Source organism: Dokdonia donghaensis DSW-1, from assembly GCF_001653755.1.
Lineage (GTDB): Bacteria > Bacteroidota > Bacteroidia > Flavobacteriales > Flavobacteriaceae > Dokdonia > Dokdonia donghaensis.
This window is the reverse complement of record NZ_CP015125.1, coordinates 340,279-362,382: the sequence shown is the minus strand read 5'-3', so window position 1 is coordinate 362,382 and position 22,104 is coordinate 340,279. Positions and strand designations below refer to the sequence as shown.

Annotated in this window: 15 protein-coding genes; 10 read left to right on the top strand and 5 right to left on the bottom strand. The window is 37.8% G+C overall.

Annotated elements, in window-relative coordinates; all coding sequences use genetic code 11:
• The first annotated feature begins 6 nt into the window (after positions 1-6).
• From I597_RS01500 to clpX, 5 genes are all read left to right on the top strand, one after another.
• Entirely contained in the window at positions 7-1,590 is a 1,584-nt protein-coding gene (locus I597_RS01500; RefSeq protein WP_035325775.1) for an SGNH/GDSL hydrolase family protein, read from the top strand.
• Between the two features lie 112 nt (positions 1,591-1,702).
• The gene (locus I597_RS01495; protein ID WP_035325773.1) at positions 1,703-2,047 is read left to right on the top strand and encodes a phage holin family protein; all 345 of its coding nucleotides are present in this window, start codon (positions 1,703-1,705) and stop codon (positions 2,045-2,047) included.
• Between the two features lie 78 nt (positions 2,048-2,125).
• Positions 2,126-3,448, top strand: a complete 1,323-nt coding sequence (tig, locus tag I597_RS01490; protein ID WP_035325772.1) for a trigger factor — start codon at positions 2,126-2,128, stop codon at positions 3,446-3,448.
• A gap of 89 nt (positions 3,449-3,537) precedes the next feature.
• The gene (gene clpP / locus I597_RS01485; protein WP_035325770.1) at positions 3,538-4,212 is read left to right on the top strand and encodes an ATP-dependent Clp endopeptidase proteolytic subunit ClpP; all 675 of its coding nucleotides are present in this window, start codon (positions 3,538-3,540) and stop codon (positions 4,210-4,212) included.
• A gap of 52 nt (positions 4,213-4,264) precedes the next feature.
• Positions 4,265-5,497, top strand: coding sequence for an ATP-dependent Clp protease ATP-binding subunit ClpX (clpX, locus tag I597_RS01480; protein WP_035325769.1), 1,233 nt, complete (start codon positions 4,265-4,267; stop codon positions 5,495-5,497).
• A gap of 161 nt (positions 5,498-5,658) precedes the next feature.
• On the opposite strand, the gene I597_RS01475 is transcribed toward clpX, so the two are convergent.
• On the bottom strand, positions 5,659-7,272 hold the full coding sequence (locus I597_RS01475; protein ID WP_035325767.1) for an OmpA family protein: 1,614 nt from the start codon (positions 7,270-7,272) through the stop codon (positions 5,659-5,661).
• Positions 7,273-7,431: 159 nt separating this feature from the next.
• Positions 7,432-8,943: a GH3 auxin-responsive promoter family protein gene (locus I597_RS01470; protein ID WP_035325766.1), complete on the bottom strand. Its 1,512-nt coding sequence runs from the start codon at positions 8,941-8,943 to the stop codon at positions 7,432-7,434.
• Positions 8,944-9,043: 100 nt separating this feature from the next.
• Here I597_RS01470 and I597_RS01465 point away from each other — a divergent pair, with 100 nt between their 5' ends.
• A complete protein-coding gene (locus I597_RS01465; protein WP_035325764.1) occupies positions 9,044-9,841 on the top strand; it encodes a DUF2797 domain-containing protein in 798 nt (265 codons plus the stop codon).
• Here the strand turns inward: I597_RS01465 and I597_RS01460 are convergent.
• Positions 9,834-10,448, bottom strand: a complete 615-nt coding sequence (locus I597_RS01460; protein ID WP_035325763.1) for a LysE family transporter — start codon at positions 10,446-10,448, stop codon at positions 9,834-9,836. The genes I597_RS01465 and I597_RS01460 overlap by 8 nt on opposite strands.
• Positions 10,449-10,497: 49 nt before the next feature.
• Positions 10,498-11,112 (bottom strand): LysE family transporter, encoded by a 615-nt coding sequence (locus tag I597_RS01455; RefSeq protein ID WP_035325761.1) that lies wholly within the window; start codon positions 11,110-11,112, stop codon positions 10,498-10,500.
• Between the two features lie 176 nt (positions 11,113-11,288).
• Here I597_RS01455 and der point away from each other — a divergent pair, with 176 nt between their 5' ends.
• From der to I597_RS01435, 4 genes are all read left to right on the top strand, one after another.
• On the top strand, positions 11,289-12,596 hold the full coding sequence (gene der / locus I597_RS01450) for a ribosome biogenesis GTPase Der (protein ID WP_035325759.1): 1,308 nt from the start codon (positions 11,289-11,291) through the stop codon (positions 12,594-12,596).
• Positions 12,597-12,838: 242 nt separating this feature from the next.
• Entirely contained in the window at positions 12,839-15,619 is a 2,781-nt protein-coding gene (locus tag I597_RS01445; RefSeq protein WP_035325758.1) for an outer membrane beta-barrel protein, read from the top strand.
• Between the two features lie 75 nt (positions 15,620-15,694).
• A complete protein-coding gene (locus I597_RS01440; RefSeq protein ID WP_035325756.1) occupies positions 15,695-16,612 on the top strand; it encodes a patatin-like phospholipase family protein in 918 nt (305 codons plus the stop codon).
• A gap of 104 nt (positions 16,613-16,716) precedes the next feature.
• Positions 16,717-19,377: a DUF3857 domain-containing protein gene (locus I597_RS01435; RefSeq protein WP_035325755.1), complete on the top strand. Its 2,661-nt coding sequence runs from the start codon at positions 16,717-16,719 to the stop codon at positions 19,375-19,377.
• On the opposite strand, the gene I597_RS01430 is transcribed toward I597_RS01435, so the two are convergent.
• Positions 19,378-22,071: an AsmA-like C-terminal region-containing protein gene (locus I597_RS01430; RefSeq protein ID WP_035325754.1), complete on the bottom strand. Its 2,694-nt coding sequence runs from the start codon at positions 22,069-22,071 to the stop codon at positions 19,378-19,380.
• Positions 22,072-22,104 lie beyond the last annotated feature (33 nt).

Sequence of the window (22,104 nt, the reverse complement as noted above, 5' to 3'; positions counted from 1 at the left end):
ACAGCAATGAAAAAATATTTTAATTATATCGCACTTCCTGCGCTTGCACTTGGCCTTGTTGCTTGTGAGCCAGAATTTGAAAATGAAATTGAGGATGGAACAGTATACACAAATGGAGAAGCAAACTTTTCTTCATATGTTGCTGTAGGTAACTCGCTTACTGCAGGTTTTGCAGATGGAGCGCTTTATATAACTGGTCAAGAAAACTCATACCCTAACATTATGGCGCAGCAGTTTGCGCTTGCAGGTGGAGGTGAGTTTACACAGCCTTTAGTAAGTGATAACCTAGGAGGGTTAACACTAGGAGGTACTCAAATTGCAAATAATCGCTTTGTACTTGCGACAGATGCAAATGGTAATCCAGGACCAGCAGTATTATCTGGAACTCCTACTACAGAAATTACAAATGTTGTAACGGGACCTTTTAACAATGTGGGTGTACCAGGTGCAAAGAGTTTTCACCTTGTGGCGCCAGGTTATGGTAATGTAGCTGGAGTACCTACAGGACAGGCAAATCCATATTTTGCAAGATTTGCATCAGAGGCTAATGCTACAGTTATGGGAGATGCACTTGCGGCAAACCCATCATTTTTCTCTTTATGGATAGGTAACAATGATATTTTAGGTTTTGCAACATCAGGTGGTGCTGGTGTAGATCAGACAGGAAACTTTGATCCTACTACATACGGTCCTAATGACATTACAGACCCTAACGTTTTTGCTAGTGTGTATTCTCAAGAAGTTGGACTTTTAATAGGTTCTGGAGCACAAGGAGCACTTGTAAATATTCCGGATGTAACATCTATTCCTTTCTTTACTACGGTGCCATCTCAGGCTATTCCTTTAGACGCAGGTACTGCGGCTACTCTTAATGCAGCATTTGCAGCATATAACACTCAAGTGTTACCAGGTCTAGCATCTTTTGGAATCATCACTGCAGAAGAGGCTGCTGCTCGTCAAATCACATTTGCCGAAGGAGCAAACTTTATCACGATACAAGATGAAGACCTTACTGATATTTCTGCAATAGTACAAGGACCTCCTTTTAACTTAGACCCTATTACTGCGGGATTATTATCTCAATTACGCCAGACTACAAATGATGATCTAGTGCCACTTACTACAGCGGGAGTGCTTGGAACTACAGATCAAGATTTCTTAAATCTATTAGTTTCTTTAGGAATCCCTGCAGAGCAGGCTGCACTACAGGCTATAAATGGAGTGTCACGTCCTTTACAAGACCAGTTTATACTTACCTCACAAGAGCAAGAGCTTATCACGGCAGCACAAACACAGTACAATGCCACTATACAAGCACTTGCGCAGGCAAATGATCTTGCTTTTGTAGATGCGCGTTCTGCATTACAAGTGGTTGCAAATGGTGGTGTTTCTTTTAACGGTGGAGTGCTTACCTCAGACTTTGTAACTGGAGGAGCTTTCTCTCTAGATGGTGTACACCCTACACCTAGAGGTTATGCATTTACTGCAAACGCTATTATAGATGCAATAAATGATCAGTATGGTTCTACAATACCAGGAGTAGATATCGGTTCTTATGCAACAGTAGCTATAAGCAACGATGTAAACTAAGTTTTACAACCTACATACTATATAGTAAAAGCGCCTTTTTATAAAAGGCGCTTTTTTTATGTGTAAATTTATGCTTTCGTGAAAGCGTATTTAACCCATAAAACAACCTATTATGAATACAATTATTAAAATATTGCTTACAGCGGTTGCTGTAGTGGTGCTCTCAAAGTTTTTGCCAGGAGTAGCCGTAGATGGTTTTGTAACGGCTATCATTGTTGCTGTAGTACTTGCGTTACTTAAATTTATAGTGAGGCCTATACTTGTGATACTTACCTTGCCAGTTACTATTGTGACATTTGGACTGTTTTTATTTATCATAAATGCCATTATCATATTAATAGCAGATTATTTTGTGGGAGGTTTTTCTGTAAGTGGCGTTTGGATAGCACTCCTCTTTAGTATTTTGCTCAGTATTTTTCAGAGTATATTATTCTCGCTACTTAAAGATGATAAGTAAGAGGACGTTAAGCACTTATTAAAAGATTGTTGGAGTTGTAAAAATATCGTATTTTTGCGCCCTCAAAATTACATTATAATGAATATTACAAAAGAGCAAATAGACGACCTTAACGCAGTAGTGAAGGTAGAAATCGTTAAGGATGACTATAACGAGAAGGTAGAGTCTATACTTAAGAACTATCGTAAAACAGCAAATATTCCTGGTTTTAGAAAAGGTCACGTACCTATGGGAATGGTGAAGAAGCAATACGGGATGGCTGTGCGTGTAGATGAGGTAAATAAAATACTTCAAGAAGCTCTAGGTAAGTTCTTACAAGAGGAGAAGCTTGACGTATTAGGTAATCCGCTTCCAAAAAATCAAGAAGATTTTAACTGGGATGCAGAAGATTACAACTTTGAGTTTGAGCTAGGAATGGCGCCTAAGTTTGATGTAAATCTTAAGCCTAAAAAAGCAATCACTAGCTATAAGATTAAGGTAGATGATAAAATGGTAGATAGTCAAGTAACTACTATTAGAAAACAATACGGGAAGTTAATCTCTCAAACTGAGGTTGCAAAAGACAGTGAAGTAACTGGAACATTTGCAAGTGAGAAAGCGGGTATAGATAACCAAGCTACTTTTGAGATAGAGCAACTTAAAGGGAAGAAAAATGTAGATGCATTTGTAGGAGCAAAACCTGGAGATGTAATTACGGTTAAGACTAAAAGTCTTTTCTCAGAGCCTGGAACATACCAAGCAGCATTAAAAATCTCTGAAGACGAAGCAAAAGACCTGAATGCAGAAGTTACTTTTACAGTAACAGAAACAAACAAGCGTGAGCAAGCAGATCTTGATCAAGAGCTTTTTGATAAGTTATTTGGAAAGGACGTTGTAAAATCTGCGACAGAGCTTAAAGATAAAATAAAAGAAGATGGTGAGCGCCAGTTTACACAACAAAGCGACCAGCAACTTATGAATGACGTTACAGAGCGTCTTATTGATGAAACTAAGTTTGACCTGCCTGCAGACTTCTTAGCTAGATGGATACAATCTACTGGTGAGAAGCCTATGACAGAAGAAGAAGCAAAAGAAGAGTTTGCACGTTCTGAAAAAGGTTTAAGATGGCAACTTATAGAAGGTAAAGTCGTTACAGAAAACGAACTTCAAGTAACATTTGACGAGCTTAAAGATTATTCTAAAGATATGATCAAAGCACAAATGATGCAGTATGGGCAAATGAACCCAGAAGAGAAAGAACTTGATGATATCGCAGCACGTATATTAGGTAATCAAGAAGAAGTAAAGCGTCTTTCTGAGCAGCTTATGAATGTAAAAATGCTTACATTCTTTAAAGAAAATGTAAAACTTAAGGAGAAGGAAGTAACCTTTGACGAATTTGTTAAGGAAGTATACAATTAGAATACCTCCTAGATAATAAGTATCTTTAAAGCGTTTTACTAGACTAGGTAAAACGCTTTTTTATTAAAGAAAATATTGCTAGAATAGATATGGATTACGGAAAAGAATTTAAAAAATTTGCAATTAAAGATCAGGGTGTAAGCTCTAACTATTACGATAAAATCATAACGAGTATGCTTCCTCAGGGACTTACTCCTAACATTATAGAAGAACGCCAGATGAATATCGCGATCTTTGACGTGTTCTCACGTTTAATGATGGATCGCATCATTTTCTTGGGTACTGGAATAAATGACCAGGTAGCAAACATTGTACAGGCACAACTACTGTTTTTAGAAAGTACAGATGCAAACAAGGACATTCAGATTTACATAAACTCACCAGGAGGAAGCGTGTATGCTGGCTTAGGTATTTATGATACAATGCAGTTTATAAAGCCAGATGTAGCTACTATCTGTACAGGTATGGCAGCCTCTATGGGAGCCGTGTTGTTATGTGCTGGAGAAAAAGGTAAACGTAGTGGTCTACCACATAGCCGTGTGATGATACACCAGCCTATGGGTGGAGCTCAAGGTCAAGCAAGTGATATAGAGATTACCGCAAAGGAAATCCTTACGCTCAAGAAGGAGCTGTACGATATCATTGCAAAGCACTCAGGTCAAGACTATGATAAAGTATATAACGATAGTGATCGTGATTACTGGATGAAGGCAGATAAGGCCCTTGAGTACGGTATGATAGATGAAATTTTGAAGAGAGACTAAAAAGGTTTACGCTTTCGCGAAAGCGTAAATTCAAGTCAAAATAGTAAATAGAATGGCAAAGGAAGATTTAGAATGTTCATTTTGTGGCAGAAAAAAACCAGAGACTAACCTGCTCATTGCGGGGCTAGATGCACACATATGTGATAGATGTATCGAGCAGGCTCACGGTATTGTTATAGAAGAGTCTAAGGATGTAGCTACAAATGATCTTGAAGGAGAACTCAAGTTAAAGAAACCACAAGAGATAAAGTCGTTTCTAGATGAGTATGTGATAGGTCAAGAATTTACAAAGAGAGTAATGTCTGTAGCGGTTTATAATCACTATAAGAGATTATTACAACCAGCTACAGATGATGATATCGAGATCCAAAAAAGTAACATCGTGATGGTGGGACAAACGGGTACTGGTAAAACGCTTATAGCAAAAACAGTTGCGCGTATGCTTAACGTACCACTTGCTATTGTAGATGCAACGGTTCTTACAGAGGCTGGTTATGTAGGTGAAGATGTAGAGAGTATTTTAACTCGCTTGTTACAAGCAGCAGACTATAACCTAGAGAAAGCTCAACGTGGTATTGTATTTATAGATGAGATAGATAAAATTGCTCGTAAGAGTGATAACCCATCTATCACTCGTGATGTAAGTGGTGAAGGTGTGCAGCAAGCTTTATTAAAATTGCTAGAAGGGACGGTTGTAAACGTACCACCTAAGGGAGGACGAAAGCACCCAGACCAGAAGTTTATAGAAGTAAATACAGAGCATATTTTATTTATAGCTGGTGGAGCTTTTGACGGTATAGAGCGTCATATCTCTAAGCGTCTCAATATGCAGGCTATGGGATTTGTAGCAAGCAAAAGTGATGAGGCTCTAGAAAAGGATAATATGCTTAAGTATATTATACCTAAAGATCTAAAGGACTTTGGTCTTATACCAGAAATTATAGGTAGACTCCCTGTATTAACTCATATGAACCCGCTTGATGCAGGAACACTTAGAGCAATCCTTACAGAGCCTAAAAATGCGATTATAAAGCAATATAAGAAGCTTTTTGCGATGGATGATATAGAGTTTAGCATTACAGATGATGCGCTAGATTATCTCGTTGATAAGGCTATAGAGTATAAGCTAGGAGCTAGAGGGCTACGTAGCTTATGTGAGGCTATACTAACAGATGCAATGTTTGATCTACCTAGCTCAGATGAGAAGTCGCTTAATGTGACTAAGACCTATGCAGAGGGTAAACTTAATAAGTCTACACTCAAGAAGCTTAAAGCAGCTTCATAGTTGTAAAAAGCATAATAAATTGTATTAAAAGAAGCATCCGGACAAGGATGCTTCTTTTTTTGTTTTAAGCGTACAAGTAAACATAAAAAAACAGCTATCGGTCCCCCAACTGATAGCTGCTTTACAATCATTACATCACGTAATGATTGCTATTGTAATTGTTACTCTTTAGATATTACTATAAACTCTATGCGTCTGTTAAGTTCATTTTCTTGAGGAGTACAAGATGTACAGTTTATGAGTAATTGTTCTTCTCCAAAACCTTGAGACTGTAACCTATCTTTTGAAATTCCTTTGCTTAGTAAATAATTCATCGCCGAGGCGGCTCTTCGCATAGACAGTCTCTTGTTGTAGCCTGCGCTACCTTGTGCGTCTGTATGGGCGTTAATAGCAATTTTAATAGATGGGTTTGCCTTAAGTGTAGCAACTACTGTATTAAGAGTGATTGTTGAAACTTCTTTAATTCTATCACTATCAAGGTCAAACAGAATATTATCTATTTTTAGTATCGTTTTTTCTGCCGTTTTTACAATAGGGGCTGGTGTGGCTCCAAGTACGAGATTTTTGACAAATATTTTATCCTCTTGAGCGGCTGTGTTAAACGTCTCTCGAGTAGTTTCAAATCCATCTTTGTAAGCAATAACCGTATAGTTTACAAACCCTTCTACAGGAAAGTTATAACTACCATCTATATTAGAGCGTACACTCACTACTTCCTCGCCATAATCATCAAGTAGAGCAACTGTGGCGTTTGCTAGCGCAATCTCTGTCTCTGCATCTATCACTTTTCCTGCAACACTCAGTGCTAGTATAGATTCTTCTATTTTATAAATATCATAACCTCCATTACCACCATCTCTGTTTGAGGTCATATAACCTATATTCTCATTTGCCTGTATAAAGGCAACTTCATCCTTTGGAGAGTTAATGGTGCTTCCTAAGTTTCTTGTGGAAACAAAACCAAGCTTAGATTTTCTTGATCTAAAGATGTCATAACCACCTTGACTATCGTGTCCTTTTGAAGAAAAGTAAAGGTACTTGCCATCAAGAGAAGTTTGCGGAAACTTCTCATCAAGAACAGTGTTCACACTACCCTCAATCCTTTCTGCTTTTCCTATAAGTTCATTGTCTTTTACTGCAATTCTAAAAATGTCAAAACCTCCTATAGCTTCTGGTTTATTTGAAGAGAAGTAAAGCCACTCTCCATTTCTGCTTAAATGAGGGTTTTCAACAGAGTAGTCTCCATTTACAGATAGTGCAGTGATATTTATCCACTCACCTTCACGCTCTGGATTCATCTCTGCGCGATAAAGTTCAAAACTCTGTGTGTGATCTTCTTTACTCTGTGTAAAATATAAGGTATTGCCATCTTGAGAAAAAGCAAGGGTACCTAGATTGTCATTGCGATTTAAAATAGAAGAGAATAACAAAGGCCTTTTCAAATCATAATCATAGGTGATATCTGAGCAATATAACTTAGTATATGGTTCATTTGATATGGGATCCTTTTTTGCAAGGCCACCTATTTTACGAGCAGAAAATGAAATAAATTTCTCTCTAAAGAAGCCTATGCCGTAGTCAGAATATTTTGAGTTAATACCAGTATTAAAGGTTTCAAACTTAAAACCATTATCACCGTAGAAAGGTTTTTCTTCGGCACTATAATTTGCTACATTATCAGCAAGTGCAGTATAGGTTAATTGATCTTGACCTAGTGCTGTAAATGTGCAAAGCAATAAAGCTGTAACTGTAAAAAAAGTTAGCGTTGTTTTCATCTCCTTAATTATGACTCTGGGGAATCGCATTGCTCTAAATTAAGAGTGATATCCCTAAGAATAAAGTAAAAGCCTGACTTTTAGATAAGAAGGTGTTTTTTGCCGATGAGCGACTAAAAAAGCATATTTTTTCAAGTAGCTCCCTACGTGTTTTGGTAATTAATTGATATGTAGTAGAGCTTCAATAAAGTCACGTTTATTAGATAATCTAGGGACTTTATGTTGTCCTCCTAGCTTATTATTCTCTCGTAACCAGTCATAAAAGAGGTTCTCTCGAGCTGCGTGTATTTTTGGAGCATTAAGCGTAGTGTTATTAAAACGTTTGGCTTGGTAGTCGCTATTTACCTCTTGCAGCGCTAGATCAAGCTGGGTATTAAATAACGTCATATCCTCTGGAGGATTTTTAAACTCTATAACCCACTCGTGAGCACCTTTTTCTTTGCCATCCATAAATATAGGGGCAGCTGTATAATCTTTTATTTCACAGCCAGTTTCTAGGGTAGCTTTTTTGAGGGCTTGCTCTGCATTTTCAATTATAAGCTCTTCGCCAAAAACGTTAATGTGATGTTTTGTTCTGCCAGTTACTTTAATTTTATATGGACTGGTAGAAGTAAAACGCACTGTGTCACCTATTTTATACCTCCATAAACCTGCGTTTGTCGTAATAATAATTGCATAGTTTACACCAGCTTCTACCTCACTTAGAGGGATGATTTTTTGATCTAAAGTTCCGTAGGTGTTCATAGGGATAAACTCATAAAATATCCCGTAATCTAGCATAAGAAGCAACTCTTTTGAGTCATTCTGCCCTTGTATGGCAAAAAAGCCCTCAGAAGCATTATAAATCTCATAATACTTAAAGGAGTCTGATGATATAATTTTTTGATATTGATTAAGATAAGGATCAAAATTTACCCCTCCGTGAAAATAAACCTCTAGGTTAGGCCATATGTCTAGTATACTTTCTTTACCTGTAGTTTCTAATACATTATTGAGTAGTACAAGCATCCACGATGGGACACCTGCTAGACTGGTTACATCTTGTTGTATGGTCTCGTCTACAATAGCTTGCATTTTCACCTCCCAGTCACTTAATAATGAAATGTCGTGATTAGGAGTACTGCTAAATTCTGCCCAGAAAGGCATATTATCTATAAGAATGGCAGACAGATCGCCATATACAGTACCATTATCCTGGTATAATTGCTTACTACCACCTAAGCGTAACCCTTTGCCAGAAAATAAGTGAGAACCTTCATTATTATTGAGATACATACAGAGTAAATCTTTACTTGCGGCATAATGACAATCTTCTAGTGACTCTGGGCTTACGGGTATATACTTACTTCGTGCATTTGTAGTGCCGCTACTCTGCGCAAACCATTTTATAGGGGTAGGCCATAAGATGTTAGACTCTCCTTTACGAGTTCTTTCTATATAAGCTTGATTCTCCTCATAAGAGGTGATGGGGATCGTCTGGGCAAAGTCATTATAACTACGTATAGATCTAAAATCATACTTTTTACCTATCTCGGTATCCTTTGCTTTATCGATAAGTTTTGCGCGCAATTCTTCCTGCACTTCGGCTGGGTATTTCATAAAAAGCTCCATCTGGTGAATGCGCTTTTTTAAGAACCAAGAAGCAATAGAATGCACTAAAGGGATCGGCATAAAGTTGGTATATTTACACGTGTGTGATAGGTTGTTTTTTTGCTTTCGCGAAAGCTAATTTAACCTTTTTTATACAATGCAGTAATCAAAATTCTTATAAATGCAATACCAAGGTGTCCTCAAGAAAATGCAAACGGAGCATACAGATCCTATAAATTATTACCTCGTAATGGAAGGTGATTTTATACAGGTGAATCAGTTGCTTAATAGGAGACTGCATATCGAGTTTGTAAAATATGAGTGCCTTGCCTGTGGGGAGAATAAAAAGATTTTTAGACAAGGATATTGCTATGATGATTTTTATAAAGTACCCCAAGCAGCAGAGTGGATTATGAAACCAGAACTGTCTAAAGCGCATCTAGGAGAAGAAGATCGCGATCTCGCTTATGAGCAAAGCGTGCAACTGCAACCGCACATTGTTTATCTAGCAAATTCTAGTAATGTAAAAGTAGGAGTAACTCGTAAAACTCAAGTGCCTACAAGATGGATAGACCAAGGTGCTCACGAGGCTATAGAAATTGTAGAAGTACCTAACCGCTACCTTGCAGGTATTACAGAGCTTGCGTTAAAGGAACACGTTTCTGACAAAACAAACTGGCGCAAAATGCTTAAAAATGATATAGAAGATGTAAATCTTAAGGAGCATCGAGAAATTTTAAAACAATATATACCAGAAGAAGCAAAGCAATATTTCATCCCTACTAATGAGGAGACGCACGTGCACTTTCCTGTAGAGCGTTACCCAGAAAAACTTAAGACACTTAACTTAGATAAAACACCTGCATACGAGGGAACTCTTAAGGGAATAAAGGGGCAGTACCTCATTTTTGAAGACGACACTGTTTTTAACGTGCGTAGCTGGGAGGGTTATGTAGTGCGACTAGAGATTCTTAACTAACTACTAGTTTTACGAGCTGTATCACCGAGAGTACAATAAGTGTGATCCCTATGTAACGATTAAGAGAATTAGGGCTAGAGGTAGACCTTTGTTTAATATGAGAGCCAAACTTGCTGTACATCAAGAGTGTGGCTATTTTACCTGAGAACACGCCTGCAAGCAATAAAATGGTCCATATATAGGGATGGGACCCGGCGGTAAGCATCCATTTGCTTAGTAGTGAAAACACAACGACCCAATAAACTAAAACAGGAAGATTTATAAAGCTCAAAATAAAGCCTATAAAGTATTGAGATTGTTTTCTTTGTCTTGTAATTTTTGAAGAATGCTTCTTTTTTGTAAAATAGACGCCTACAAGAGCAAGTAAAAAGGCAACGAGATATTGCACCCAGTAGTTCATAGAGATAAACTCTTGTACTACCATCCCAAAGCTTAAAGCAGTAAGTGCAAGTAATGCCTCACCTAGACCAGCGCCATAGCTCAATTTTACAGCATCTTGATAAGAACCTTTTACTCGTGCTTTAATCACTGCAAGGTTAGATGCTCCAGGTGGCAGTGCACCTATAACTGTGGCGGTAAAGCCTATGATAAAAGCAAGAATAATCATAAAACATTAGTAGTTGTACTACGGTAAAACTTACACTATCTGAACTTATTTATGAAGTAATAAGCTTTATGGATTGAAAGATAGCAGCAGTTATAAGTACAATACCTATCACTATATTCATTTTATTTTCAAGATTAGAAAACTTATTTGAAAAAAAATCACTCAGTCTTGCATATACATAAAGCATCACAACTTTTCCTATTAGAACTCCCGAAAGAAAAGAGAGTATAACACTCCACGGGGAGTTTTTACCTATAAACACATAGCTCGAAATAGAAGACAGCACAGCTACCCAAAAAATAAACATAGGGATGTTTAAAAAGCCAAGTAAAAAACCTGTGCCAAAGTTTTGATGTGCTTCATCTTCTGAGGTTTGTGAGCTAGTTTTTTTTAGAATAAGCAAGATGCCGGCTAAGAGCATTAATACTACAAAAGCAATTTGTATCCATAAGTAATCTTGGTATAGCTTTTTTACTAAAAAACCAAAGCTTATAGCAAATCCTGCCACAATAGTTTCACCCAGTGCAGCTCCGTATGCAACAAACATTGCTTTAAATAAGCTGCCGCTTGTAGCTTTTTTAAGCACAAGTAAATTTGTAGCGCTAGGGACAATTGTAGCGACTAGGGCAATCCCAAAACCAAGGAGTAGTAAGAGTAAAATCAATTAAAGTGTGTTATGAGGATGTAAAATTAAATTATAGATACCTAGTTCTCATTAAGTTTATCATATCCTTAGCATTTTAAGCAATCCTTGGTTCATTATGTGACGATGTATTTACGTTGTTTACCATCTCTTTGTCCTTTTTAAAAGCCTATCTTTGCAGACCTAAAAATTTTACAATGAGTACCATAGTAGCTATTGTGGGGCGCCCTAATGTAGGGAAATCCACTTTTTTTAATCGGTTAGTGCAACGTCGTGAGGCAATTGTTGATGCCGTGAGTGGTGTGACCAGAGATCGCCACTACGGAAAAACAGATTGGAATGGACGTGAGTTTACAGTCATAGATACTGGTGGATATGTTGTGGGAAGTGACGACATTTTTGAAGCAGAGATAGACAAGCAAGTAGAGCTTGCCATAGACGAGGCAGATGCTATCATCTTTATGGTAGATGTAGAGCACGGTATCACTGGGATGGATGAAGAGGTTGCAAACTTACTACGTAGATCTAAGAAACCTATTTTTCTTGCTGTAAATAAAGTAGATAATAATAAACGTGCGGCAGATGCTGTAGAGTTTTATAATCTAGGTCTTGGTGATTTTTATACCATTGCCGCTACAAATGGTAGTGGTACGGGAGACCTCCTAGATGCTGTAGTCGAGGCATTACCAGAAAAAGAAGAAGAAAGCGAAGAAGATGAGTTACCACGCTTTGCGGTAGTAGGTCGTCCTAATGCGGGTAAATCTTCTTTTATAAATGCATTAATAGGTGAGGAGCGTTATATCGTAACAAATATTGCAGGAACCACCCGTGATGCGATGGATACAAAGTATAATCGCTACGGTTTTGAGTTTAACCTTGTAGACACGGCAGGTATACGTCGTAAGGCTAAGGTAAAAGAAGATCTTGAGTTTTACTCTGTGATGAGATCTGTGCGTGCTATTGAGCACGCAGATGTTGTACTACTTGTAGTAGATGCAACAAGGGGCTTTGATGGCCAGGTACAAAATATATTCTGGCTTGCAGAACGCAACAGAAAAGGAATAGTAATCTTAGTAAACAAGTGGGACCTTGTAGAAAAGAAGACTAACACAATGAAAGAATTTGAAAAGCACATAAGGAAACAAATAGAGCCATTTACAGATGTGCCTATTGTATTTATATCTGTGCTTGAGAAGCAGCGTATTTTTAAAGCTATTGAGACTGCCGTAAAAGTATACGAGAGTAAAACAAAACGTATCAAAACCAGTGAGCTTAATGAGTTTTTCTTACCGCTAGTAGAGGCATTTCCTCCACCGGCTATTAAGGGTAAATATGTAAAAATCAAGTACTGTATGCAGCTACCTACACCACAACCACAGTTTGCGTTGTTCTGTAACCTGCCGCAATACCTTAAAGAAGGTTACAGAAGATTTTTAGAAAACAAACTTCGAGCAGCTTACGACTTCTCTGGAGTGCCTATTTCTATTTACTTTAGAAAGAAATAATATCATACTTCGTATATATCATAAAAGCGACCTTCACGGGTCGCTTTTTTTGTTTGAACTACTTAATTTAGGTCCAGTTGTGGGATTTTTTACGCTTTCGCGAAAGCTTCTACAGAAAGAATAACTCAGAAGACCTTTTTAAGGAGCATCTCAAATTGTTAAAATTATATTAAAAATGACATCCTTCTAAAACTTCTCATTAAAAGGTTAGTTCTTTATGTACTTATCAATCAATCAGTATAATGCAATTACGTCATCTAGTAATCTTAGTTGGACTTCTTTTAGTTTCAGCTTTCGCGAAAGCGCAAAACTTCTCAGTTACAGGCACACTTTCAGACAAGGAATCAAAAGAGCCACTTGAGGCTGCTACCGTTTTTCTTGAAACCGTAAAAGATAGTACGCTCATCACGTATACCATCACAAATCAAAATGGAGCTTTTACCTTAGAAGGGAGAGCCCAAGAAAAGGATGCTCGGGTAAATATATCTTTTTTAGGATATGAAAATTATAGCAAACAAGTAGACCTTAGTGCGGGCGATATTTCTTTAGGTGCAATAGAAGTGGGACTTGCGACTAACACACTGGGAGAGGTTATAGTAAAAAGTAGAGCGCCCATTACTGTAAAAAAAGATACACTAGAGTTTAATGTATCCTCTTTTAAAACTAAAAAGGATGCAAATATTGAAGACCTTCTAAAGGAGTTGCCAGGGGTTGAGGTAGATGAAGATGGTAAAATCTTAGTAAATGGCAAGGAGGTTAACCAGATACTTGTAAATGGGAAACCCTTTTTTGGCGACGACCCCACGGTGGCTACGCGTAATCTTACTAAAGAAATGGTGGAGAAAATACAGGTAGTAGATACAAAAACAGATGACGAGGCCTTTGCTGGTGAAGATGGTGACCAAGAGAATAAAACCATAAACCTAACCATCTCTGAGGAGAAGAACAAGGGCGTTTTTGGGCGAGTAGCTGCTGGTGCAGGTACAGATGAGCGCTTTGAGTATGCGGGTATTGTAAATGCTTTTGATAATGACAGGCGCATAAGTGTTCTTGCTGGAGGTAATAATATAAACGAGGCTGGTTTTAGTTTTGGAGAGATACGTAAGATGTTTGGCGGCGGGAGAAGTGTCTACTTTAACGGTAATGGAAGTTTTGGTATAGACGGGCGCAGTTTTGGTGGTGGCCAGGGTATTACAAACAGTCGCAGCATCGGGACAAATTATACAGATGAGTATGCAAAAGGTTTTGATGCGAGTATGGATTACTTCTACTCTGCAGCAAACTCTTTTGACGAGACACGTATCGAGCGTGAGAACATCTTGCCAGACCGTCGTTTTTTTACAAATAGCAACTCAAGAAGTGACTCAAACTCTGATAATCATAGTGCAAATGCAACTATAAACATAAAGAAGGATTCTACTATTCTTATAAACATACGCCCTAAGTTTTCTTATGCAAAGAGTGAGACGCGCTATACTCGTGATGAAGAGTCTCTTGATGAAAATGGTGATCTTATAAACCAGTCTGATAATGCAAACTTTATAAAAGATCAAGGTAAGAACTTTGAAAACACATTGAGTATAACAAAAAAGTGGGGTGACAAAGGAGCCTACGTGCGTGCTCGTCTTCAGAACGAAATAAACAGACAAGAGAGTGAAGATTTTATAGTCTCTAATACTGCCATACTAGGAGATGCTCCAGAGCTTATAGAGCGCAACCAGTTTACAGATGGTGAGACTAAACTTGATGGATACAATCTTAACTTTACATACCGCATACCACTTATTGCAAAAAAGTTATTTCTAGATGCAGATTTTGGTCATCGTGATGATAGCCGAAAGCGATCAAGAACTACTTTTGATTTTGATGAAAATACCCAGCAATATACAACGCTCAATGAGGCATTAAGTACAGACTTTGAGGGTCGCAATATGCGCACGACACCTAAGCTTGGACTTAATTATAACACAGAGAAGTTTAATATTAACTTTGGAGCAGGTTATGTTTTTAGAACACTAGAAAATACAGATAACTTGCGTCCAGAACTTAATGTAAAGGAAAATTTTGAAGCGCTAGAACTAGACTCTTACATCAACTATCGTTTTAGTCCAAAGGCATCTTTATATGCCAGTGTGAGTAAGAGTAATAGTCCGCCAGATGTGCAACAGCTCAATCCTTTTGTAGATGTGTCAGACCCACTTAATATCACTGTGGGTAATCCAGATTTATCACCTTCTAATGTCTATAACTTTTATGGAGGGTTTAATAATTTTGATTTCCAGAAAGGTGGTGGTTGGTACTTAAACGGTAATGGTAGTATTACAAATGATGCCGTGGTAAATAAAACTACCATAGATGAAAACCTTGTGCGTACCACTACTTATGAGAATGTAGATGGTAATTATAACGTAGGCGCTGGTGGTGGTTATAATAAAACGCTCAAGATAGATTCACTAAGAACCATAAAATATGGTGGAGGTATTTACGGGAACTTTGGCCGTAATGTAAACTTCAATAATGATGTGAAGTATGCAAGTAAAACAAGATCACTCACCCCAAGAGTAAATGTGACTTTTACTTGGAAAGACCTCTTTGAGGTGCGCCCTAGTTATAACATCTCATTTTCAAAAACAGAGTTTGGTCTAGATGCATTTGATGATCAAGAGTTTATCTCGCACACAGTGCGCTTGAGTACGGCTCTTTTTGTGCCAAAAAACTGGGAATGGCGTAATGAGATAAACTATAACTATAACCCTAATATTGCAAGTGACTTTCAGCAAAGTGCTTTGTTCTGGAACTCGACACTAGCATACTCTTTTGCTAAAGAAAGAGCAACAGCTACACTTAAGGTGTATGACGTGCTTGATCAAAACACAAACGCCCGTCGTACGGCAAATGCAAACTTTATACAAGACGTACAGAGTACGGTATTGCAACAGTATTTTATGCTTAGCTTGAGCTGGAAGTTTAACACGCTAGGTAAAAAAGGCGAGACGGATAATGGTGGGATAATGTTCTTTTAGACGCTTTCGCGAAAGCGTAAAACTATTTGTAATTTAAAAACCTTATTTTCGACTAGCTATTAGTTAAAACGAGGTATGCGGGCATTAGTCATTTCAGGAGGAGGAAGTAAAGGCGCTTTTGGCGGCGGTGTTGCTCAGTACCTTATGCAAGAAATGGGCAAAGAGTATGATATGCTTGTAGGTACCTCTACAGGAAGTCTTTTAGTGCCTCATCTTGCACTTCAAAATATCGAAAAGATAAAAGAGGTATACACCTCTGTAAATCAAAATGCCATTTTTAATGTATGTCCTTTTGTAATAAAGAAAGATAAATTTGGCGAGCAATCTATTGCTATAGATCACTGGAGCGTACTGCGCAATTTTTTAAAAGGCTCTAAAACCTTTGGAGAAAGTAAGAAGCTACGCAAGCTTATAGAAAAAACCTTTACCCGTGAAAATTATGAACAGCTACAAGCTAGTGGTAAAGAAGTACTAGTCACAGTTTCTAATCTCTCACTTCATAAAACGGAATATAAATCTAGTAAGGAAGAGACCTACGAAGATTTTTGTGACTGGGTGTGGATGTCGTGTAATTATATCCCGTTTATGAGCCTCGCCTCAAAAAATGGATGCGAGTATGCAGATGGAGGTTTTGGGGCACTAGTACCCATCAAGGAGGCTGTAGAACGCGGCGCAACCGAAATTGATGTAATCATATTAGAAACAGAGGTTACTTATTATAACAATCTCCCTTCTTCTAACGTGTTCTCCCTGTTGAGCAATCTACACGGCTTTATGATGGACCGTATAGAAAAGCAAAATATCACCATAGGTAAATATGCTGCCAACCAAAAAGAGGCGATAATAAACTTCTATTATACACCGACGGTGCTCACTACAAACTCACTTATTTTTAATAAAGAAAAAATGAAAATCTGGTGGAAGAGTGGTTTTGACTATGCCAAGTATAAAAACGAAGAGCTCAACGAGATTAAGGTAGATGATGAGGGGTAGTATCCCGCTTTCGCGAAAGCGGAAACATTTTTGAGAGTTTATACGTTGCTAATTAAGTTGGAACAGCTTATATTGTAGTCTTTTACCCACAAATCAATCAAGCTTTGAAGCATATTTTACGTTTACTATTCATTCTTTTTTTTACAACACTCTATTCTCAAAATCCTAGTATAAAACAAATCCCATCGTGGGTAAATAAAGTTGACTATAAGGAGAATATTGAAAATGAAGAAGCAGAAAGTGGCTACTACTATCTTCTATATGATAAGCAGCTTAATGCTGTAAATAAAACTAGATATAGTAACTCTGTAGTTAAAATTATAAATGGAGAGGGCATAACTCAAATGTCTAATCTAACGTTTGAATTTGACCCATCTTATGAGAAGCTCATTTTTCATAAAATTGATATAATACGCAATGGGGAGCGTATCTCTCAACTTAATCTTAATAAGATTGAGACTATACAAAGAGAGTCTAATCTAGAAAAGAATCTATATGACGGGAGACTTACAAGTCTTGTAAATCTTACAGATGTGCGAGAGGGCGATGTGATAGACTATGCATACTCTATAGCTGGAGAGAATCCTATTTATGAAGGAGGATATAGTAGCAGTCTTTATTTTCAATATGCAGCCCCTGTAGGTAAACTACACTTTACGGTGACTGTGCTTAATAATGACTCTTTTAAGTTTAAATACTTTAATAATGCACCTAAGCCAGCAGAAAGTATTTCAGGTAATAGCAAGGTTTACGAATGGACGCTAGAAGATGTTGCACCTAAGTTTTATGATACTAACGAGCCTATGTGGTATGATGATTATGGTTTTGTGCAATTTGTAAATTATGAATCGTGGGAGAGTATTGTAAATCAGTACAAAGAGATCTATACTTTAAGTGCCGCAGATAAAAAGCGATTAAAACGACTGTCAGATCAAAATATAAAAAGTAAGACCAAAGATCTTGCTCCTTCTAAAGAGGAGATTGCAAATACTCTTATAGATTTTGTACAAGATGATGTTAGGTATTTTGGTTTCGAAAATGGGATGAATTCTCATAAACCAGAGTCACCACTTAAGGTGCTTGAGCAACGATTTGGAGATTGTAAAGGGAAGTCATTTTTGCTAAGTGAGTTACTGCAAGCAAATGGCATTGAGGCATACCCTATGCTGGTAAACAGTACCGCAGGAAAGAGTATAGGTGATAAACTCCCAACGCCTAATCTCTTTGACCATTGTGTTGTTACCTATAATCTAGACGGTGAAGATTATTATATCGATCCCACAATCTCAAATCAGGGTGCAGGAGCAAAGGGTAAATTTTTTCCAAATTATGAGAAGGGGCTCGTTTTAAAACCTGGAGAAAAAGGGCTGACTCAAATTGATTTTAAGCCAACAGGAGGGGTTGCTATAAGTGAGATATATGATGTAGATGAGATTAATGGGTCTGGAGCATTAACCGTTGTAACTACATATAAAGGGAGTGATGCAGATAGATTACGTGCAGATTTTGACCAGCGTAGTAATGCTTCAATTCAAAAAGACTACCTGCGATTTTACAGTACATTATATCCTAATATAAAAAAAGGAGATGACCTCGAGGTAGAGGATTTAAGAAGTACTCGTAATGAGTTTATAGTAAGAGAGTCTTACGTTATAGATTCTATCTGGGCAAAGTCACCAGACAATGAGCAGCTTATATATATTGAGACCTATCCGTTATTATTAGAGAGTTATGTAAACCCTACTACATCACCAGAGCGCACGGCGCCATATGCTATAAACTATCCATTAGATATTGAGTTTAATATCACAGTCAACTTACCGGAGCCTTGGGAATTTGAAGATTATAAAAATACGATCGAAAGCTCATATTTTAAGTATGAACAGCAAGCAAGCCATTTTGGAAACAAACTACTAGTAACTCATAATTACTCTAGAAAGAAAGATTTTGTTGAGGCTGGTGACGTGCGTAAGTACATATCTGATCATAGTAAGATTCAAGATGATCTTTCTTATTTTATTACTTATGACCTAGAAGCAGCCTCTGCGATGGAAACCTCAGGATTAAGTTATATCGCTATTTTCCTACTAGTAATTAGCTTGATGTTGTTTGGGTATGGAGCTTATAGACTTTATTACGAATATGATGTTCCCGCTCAGGTTAAGGATACACAAGGGAAAAATATAGGAGGCTGGCTCATACTTATTGCAATAGGTCTTGTTTTTACTCCTATCGTTATTTTAGTGCAAATACTTTCTGAAGACGGTTATTTTGATGCCTATACTTGGTCTGCTCTATGGAATTCTGAAGGCTTAACAGGAAAGCCAATGATTATACTCATCGCCATAGAGATGATTGTTAATGTAGCGCTTATCGTATATAGTTTTGTGGTAATTATATTGTTCTTTAAGAGAAGGACAATTGTTCCTAGGTTAATGATTATTCTATATGCTGGCACACTTACTTTCTTAATTTTAGATAGTGTTGCAGCAAATGCACTTGCTTCAGATATGTTTACTCCAGAAGAGAATCAAGAGTCGCTTAAAGAAATTATTAAGGCTATTTTTAGGTGTGCTGTTTGGATTCCGTACTTTATTATGTCAGAACGAGTAAAGGAAACCTTTGTGAAAAGAGCTCCTGGATATGTAGCCCCACCAGAGACAGTAGAGCAATCTAGTGTTCAAGTTATAGAGAGTGCAGAAACTCCAAAGGAATATAATAGTCTCGAAAATAGGTTAGAAAATGAGCGTGATAAAAACGGTTAATTAATTAACCGTATCCTTCACCGTTTCTTTTGTTGTTTTCTTTTTTCCAAAGAGACCACCAAGTATTCCCGTAGCAACATCTTTAATGGCGTCTTCGGCTTTTGGGGTTGTGGTGGTGTTTTGAGGAGTCTGTGTGTCAGTAGTTGTGCTATCTGTCTCAGTAGTGTTTGGTGTTGATTTGTTGCCACCTAATAGACCTCCTAACACATCTGTGAGTTTATCTTCTACTTTGTTTTTTGCGCGTTGCTTCTGGATCTCTATAATCTGGTTAGTAAGTGCTGTGGTAGCTGCTTTTAAGTTAAGGTCTACCTTAGGCGCAGTAAAATTTCCCGAAAGGGAAACAGGAACGTCTATATGGATACTCTCTTTTTCGGCATCTGTAAGTTTTGAGAGTAAGCCGCTCACGTCTCCACCTAGATATTTTGCAGGGAGGTCAAGGTTGAGCGTGTAGTTCATCTCATTTGTAAAGCTATGCCCACCGCTTACCTGTACATTAATTCCTTTTACGTTAAAATCAAAAGGCTTTACAGCCACTTGACCATCATTAAATGTAAGGCTGGTTTTGAGCTTGTCTAGTTTCAGGTCATCAAGGTTTATAAAATCAAGTTTTTGTGATAGGAGATTAAGAAGCGGCATTTTATCTGCATCAACATCTGCGGTCAAAATCTCTGCAAAGGCATCTCCAGAAATGGTGCTAAGTATAGGGCTAAAATTATCATCCAGCTGTCCCTGCAATTGTATCTTGGTATTGAGTGCGCCTTGTAGCGCTTTTGCAATAGGAGCAAGTCCTTGCAGCATCTCTAGCTCCTTAAAAGAGCGGTCTATATCTATACTGCTCAAGTCTACAGTCATATTAAAAGTAGGAGTGCCATCACGTGTGGTGACAGATCCAGAGAGTCCCGCCGCACCGCCAAAGATGCCAGAGTTAAGATTACTCAATGATGCCTGCTCATTTGCAATAGTCACGCTTCCCTTGGTATTTGTAAGTTCCAGACCATCATAAATCACCTTTTCGGCATTAAAGTTTACAGAGGCGTCTAGAAAATCTGGAATTTGTACAGCGGTATCACTTTCGCTTGTACTGGCTTGAATAGTGCCAGATGTAGTTGCAGTCGTGGTTGCAGTCGTGGTTGCAAAATCATCGAGGTTAAACACCTTTGAGGTCACGTCAAAACGACCTTTTAAATCTTCCTTAGACATCACAAAAGGGATAAGGTTTTCTATAGATCCCGTTGCATTTATATCTGAAGTTCCACTTGTTGCGGCAAATGAGTTAAGTGCAATATTACCGGTTTTAAAACTCACATCTGCATTTTGTATAGCAATGGGATTTGGCAGTTCTGGAGTGCTGTAAGTGAAGTCACTAAGCGTAGCATTACCAGCGCTTTTTATATTTTGATACTGTTGCTTCTCGACAGCGTTCATATCAAAACTCGTCACCACATCTGCAACCAGTCTACCTTGTAGTGGCTGGTCTAGATTAAGTGGGTATACTTTGTCAATGTTACCTAAGTCTAGCGCACCATCTAGGTCAAGATTAACAAGCATATTACCCATCAAGTTTTTAAGCGTTCCCTTTGCTGTAAAGGTGTCTTGGTCAATCTTAAAACGTAGGTCGTTTATCTCAATATAAGTAAGTTCTGTAATACCAGTATCATTTTTAATTTTTACATCTATGTTGATGTTGTTCATCCTTTTAGGGAGGTCTGGATACTTAAAAGAAGCATTGTTAGACATAATCTCAATATCAAGATTTGGGATGCTAGTCTCAGTTGTTTTCCCTTTTATAATTCCGCTTACGCGAAAGTCGCCACTCGTTTCCACGCCATCGAGATTTGCTCTATATTCCTTAGGGATTAGGGCTAGAAAGTTCTTAAAATCTGATGAAGGCGTTTTAAATGATAAATCCATAAGATTGCCATCTTCAAGAAGCTCTATAAAACCATTAAACTCTAGTGGGAGTTCGTTTATTTTGGCTAGGTTTTCCTTAAAAGTATACTTCTGTTTTTCTAGCTCCATTTGTATAACAGCCTCGAGGTCTAGGTCGTGCCCGTCTAAGTAATGTGTGCCGCCATAATCAAAAGATACTACAGCGTGGGTCTTCGTATCTAGTTCACTCTCAATAGCCGAAAAATCTCCAGAACCAGTATGGTTTACCTCTGTAAGTTCTAAGTGGGTTTGTGTAGAGCGGTCGTCATAAATTATTTTTGAGTCTATGAGGCTATACTCTTGTAAATTAAAAACAAAAGGTTCTGAGCTCTCCTCAGTAGTAGTCTCTGTAGTTGGCGTCTCTTTTACAATATCATAATTTGCATTGCCTAAGGAGTCTACTTGTAAGTGTACGTTTGCTTCTAGAAGTGATAGTGCATCTATAGCAATAGGCTCATCTGCTGTGTTTTTAAAGAGTTGGGTAACGCCCATCTCAATGCGTATTTCTTTACCACTCGCAAGTTTGTCACCAGCAAATGGTGCGTTGTTTATTACCGTAAAGTCATTTACTATAACCGTAGCATCAGGAAAACTCCTAAAGAGGCTTAGATCCAGAGAAGACCATTCTACTTGAGCGTTGAGGTTATTGTTTATGGTTTCCTTGAGGAGGTCTTCTAGTTTTCCTCTAAACAAAAATGGAGAAACAGCCAGCACGATAACAAGTACAAGAACTACTATGCCTATAATTTTAAATATCTTTTTCATTTGTTGTTTTCTAATGTTGTCTTTTACAATCTG

Excerpts from the sequence above, each read along its gene's own strand:
- I597_RS01500 (WP_035325775.1), top strand. The coding sequence starts at position 7 with ATGAAAAAATATTTTAATTATATCGCACTTCCTGCGCTTGCACTTGGC.
- I597_RS01495 (WP_035325773.1), top strand. The coding sequence starts at position 1,703 with ATGAATACAATTATTAAAATATTGCTTACAGCGGTTGCTGTAGTGGTG.
- tig (WP_035325772.1), top strand. The coding sequence starts at position 2,126 with ATGAATATTACAAAAGAGCAAATAGACGACCTTAACGCAGTAGTGAAG.
- clpP (WP_035325770.1), top strand. The coding sequence starts at position 3,538 with ATGGATTACGGAAAAGAATTTAAAAAATTTGCAATTAAAGATCAGGGT.
- clpX (WP_035325769.1), top strand. The coding sequence starts at position 4,265 with ATGGCAAAGGAAGATTTAGAATGTTCATTTTGTGGCAGAAAAAAACCA.
- I597_RS01475 (WP_035325767.1), bottom strand. The coding sequence starts at position 7,272 with ATGAAAACAACGCTAACTTTTTTTACAGTTACAGCTTTATTGCTTTGC.
- I597_RS01470 (WP_035325766.1), bottom strand. The coding sequence starts at position 8,943 with ATGCCGATCCCTTTAGTGCATTCTATTGCTTCTTGGTTCTTAAAAAAG.
- I597_RS01465 (WP_035325764.1), top strand. The coding sequence starts at position 9,044 with ATGCAATACCAAGGTGTCCTCAAGAAAATGCAAACGGAGCATACAGAT.
- I597_RS01460 (WP_035325763.1), bottom strand. The coding sequence starts at position 10,448 with ATGATTATTCTTGCTTTTATCATAGGCTTTACCGCCACAGTTATAGGT.
- der (WP_035325759.1), top strand. The coding sequence starts at position 11,289 with ATGAGTACCATAGTAGCTATTGTGGGGCGCCCTAATGTAGGGAAATCC.
- I597_RS01445 (WP_035325758.1), top strand. The coding sequence starts at position 12,839 with ATGCAATTACGTCATCTAGTAATCTTAGTTGGACTTCTTTTAGTTTCA.
- I597_RS01440 (WP_035325756.1), top strand. The coding sequence starts at position 15,695 with ATGCGGGCATTAGTCATTTCAGGAGGAGGAAGTAAAGGCGCTTTTGGC.
- I597_RS01430 (WP_035325754.1), bottom strand. The coding sequence starts at position 22,071 with ATGAAAAAGATATTTAAAATTATAGGCATAGTAGTTCTTGTACTTGTT.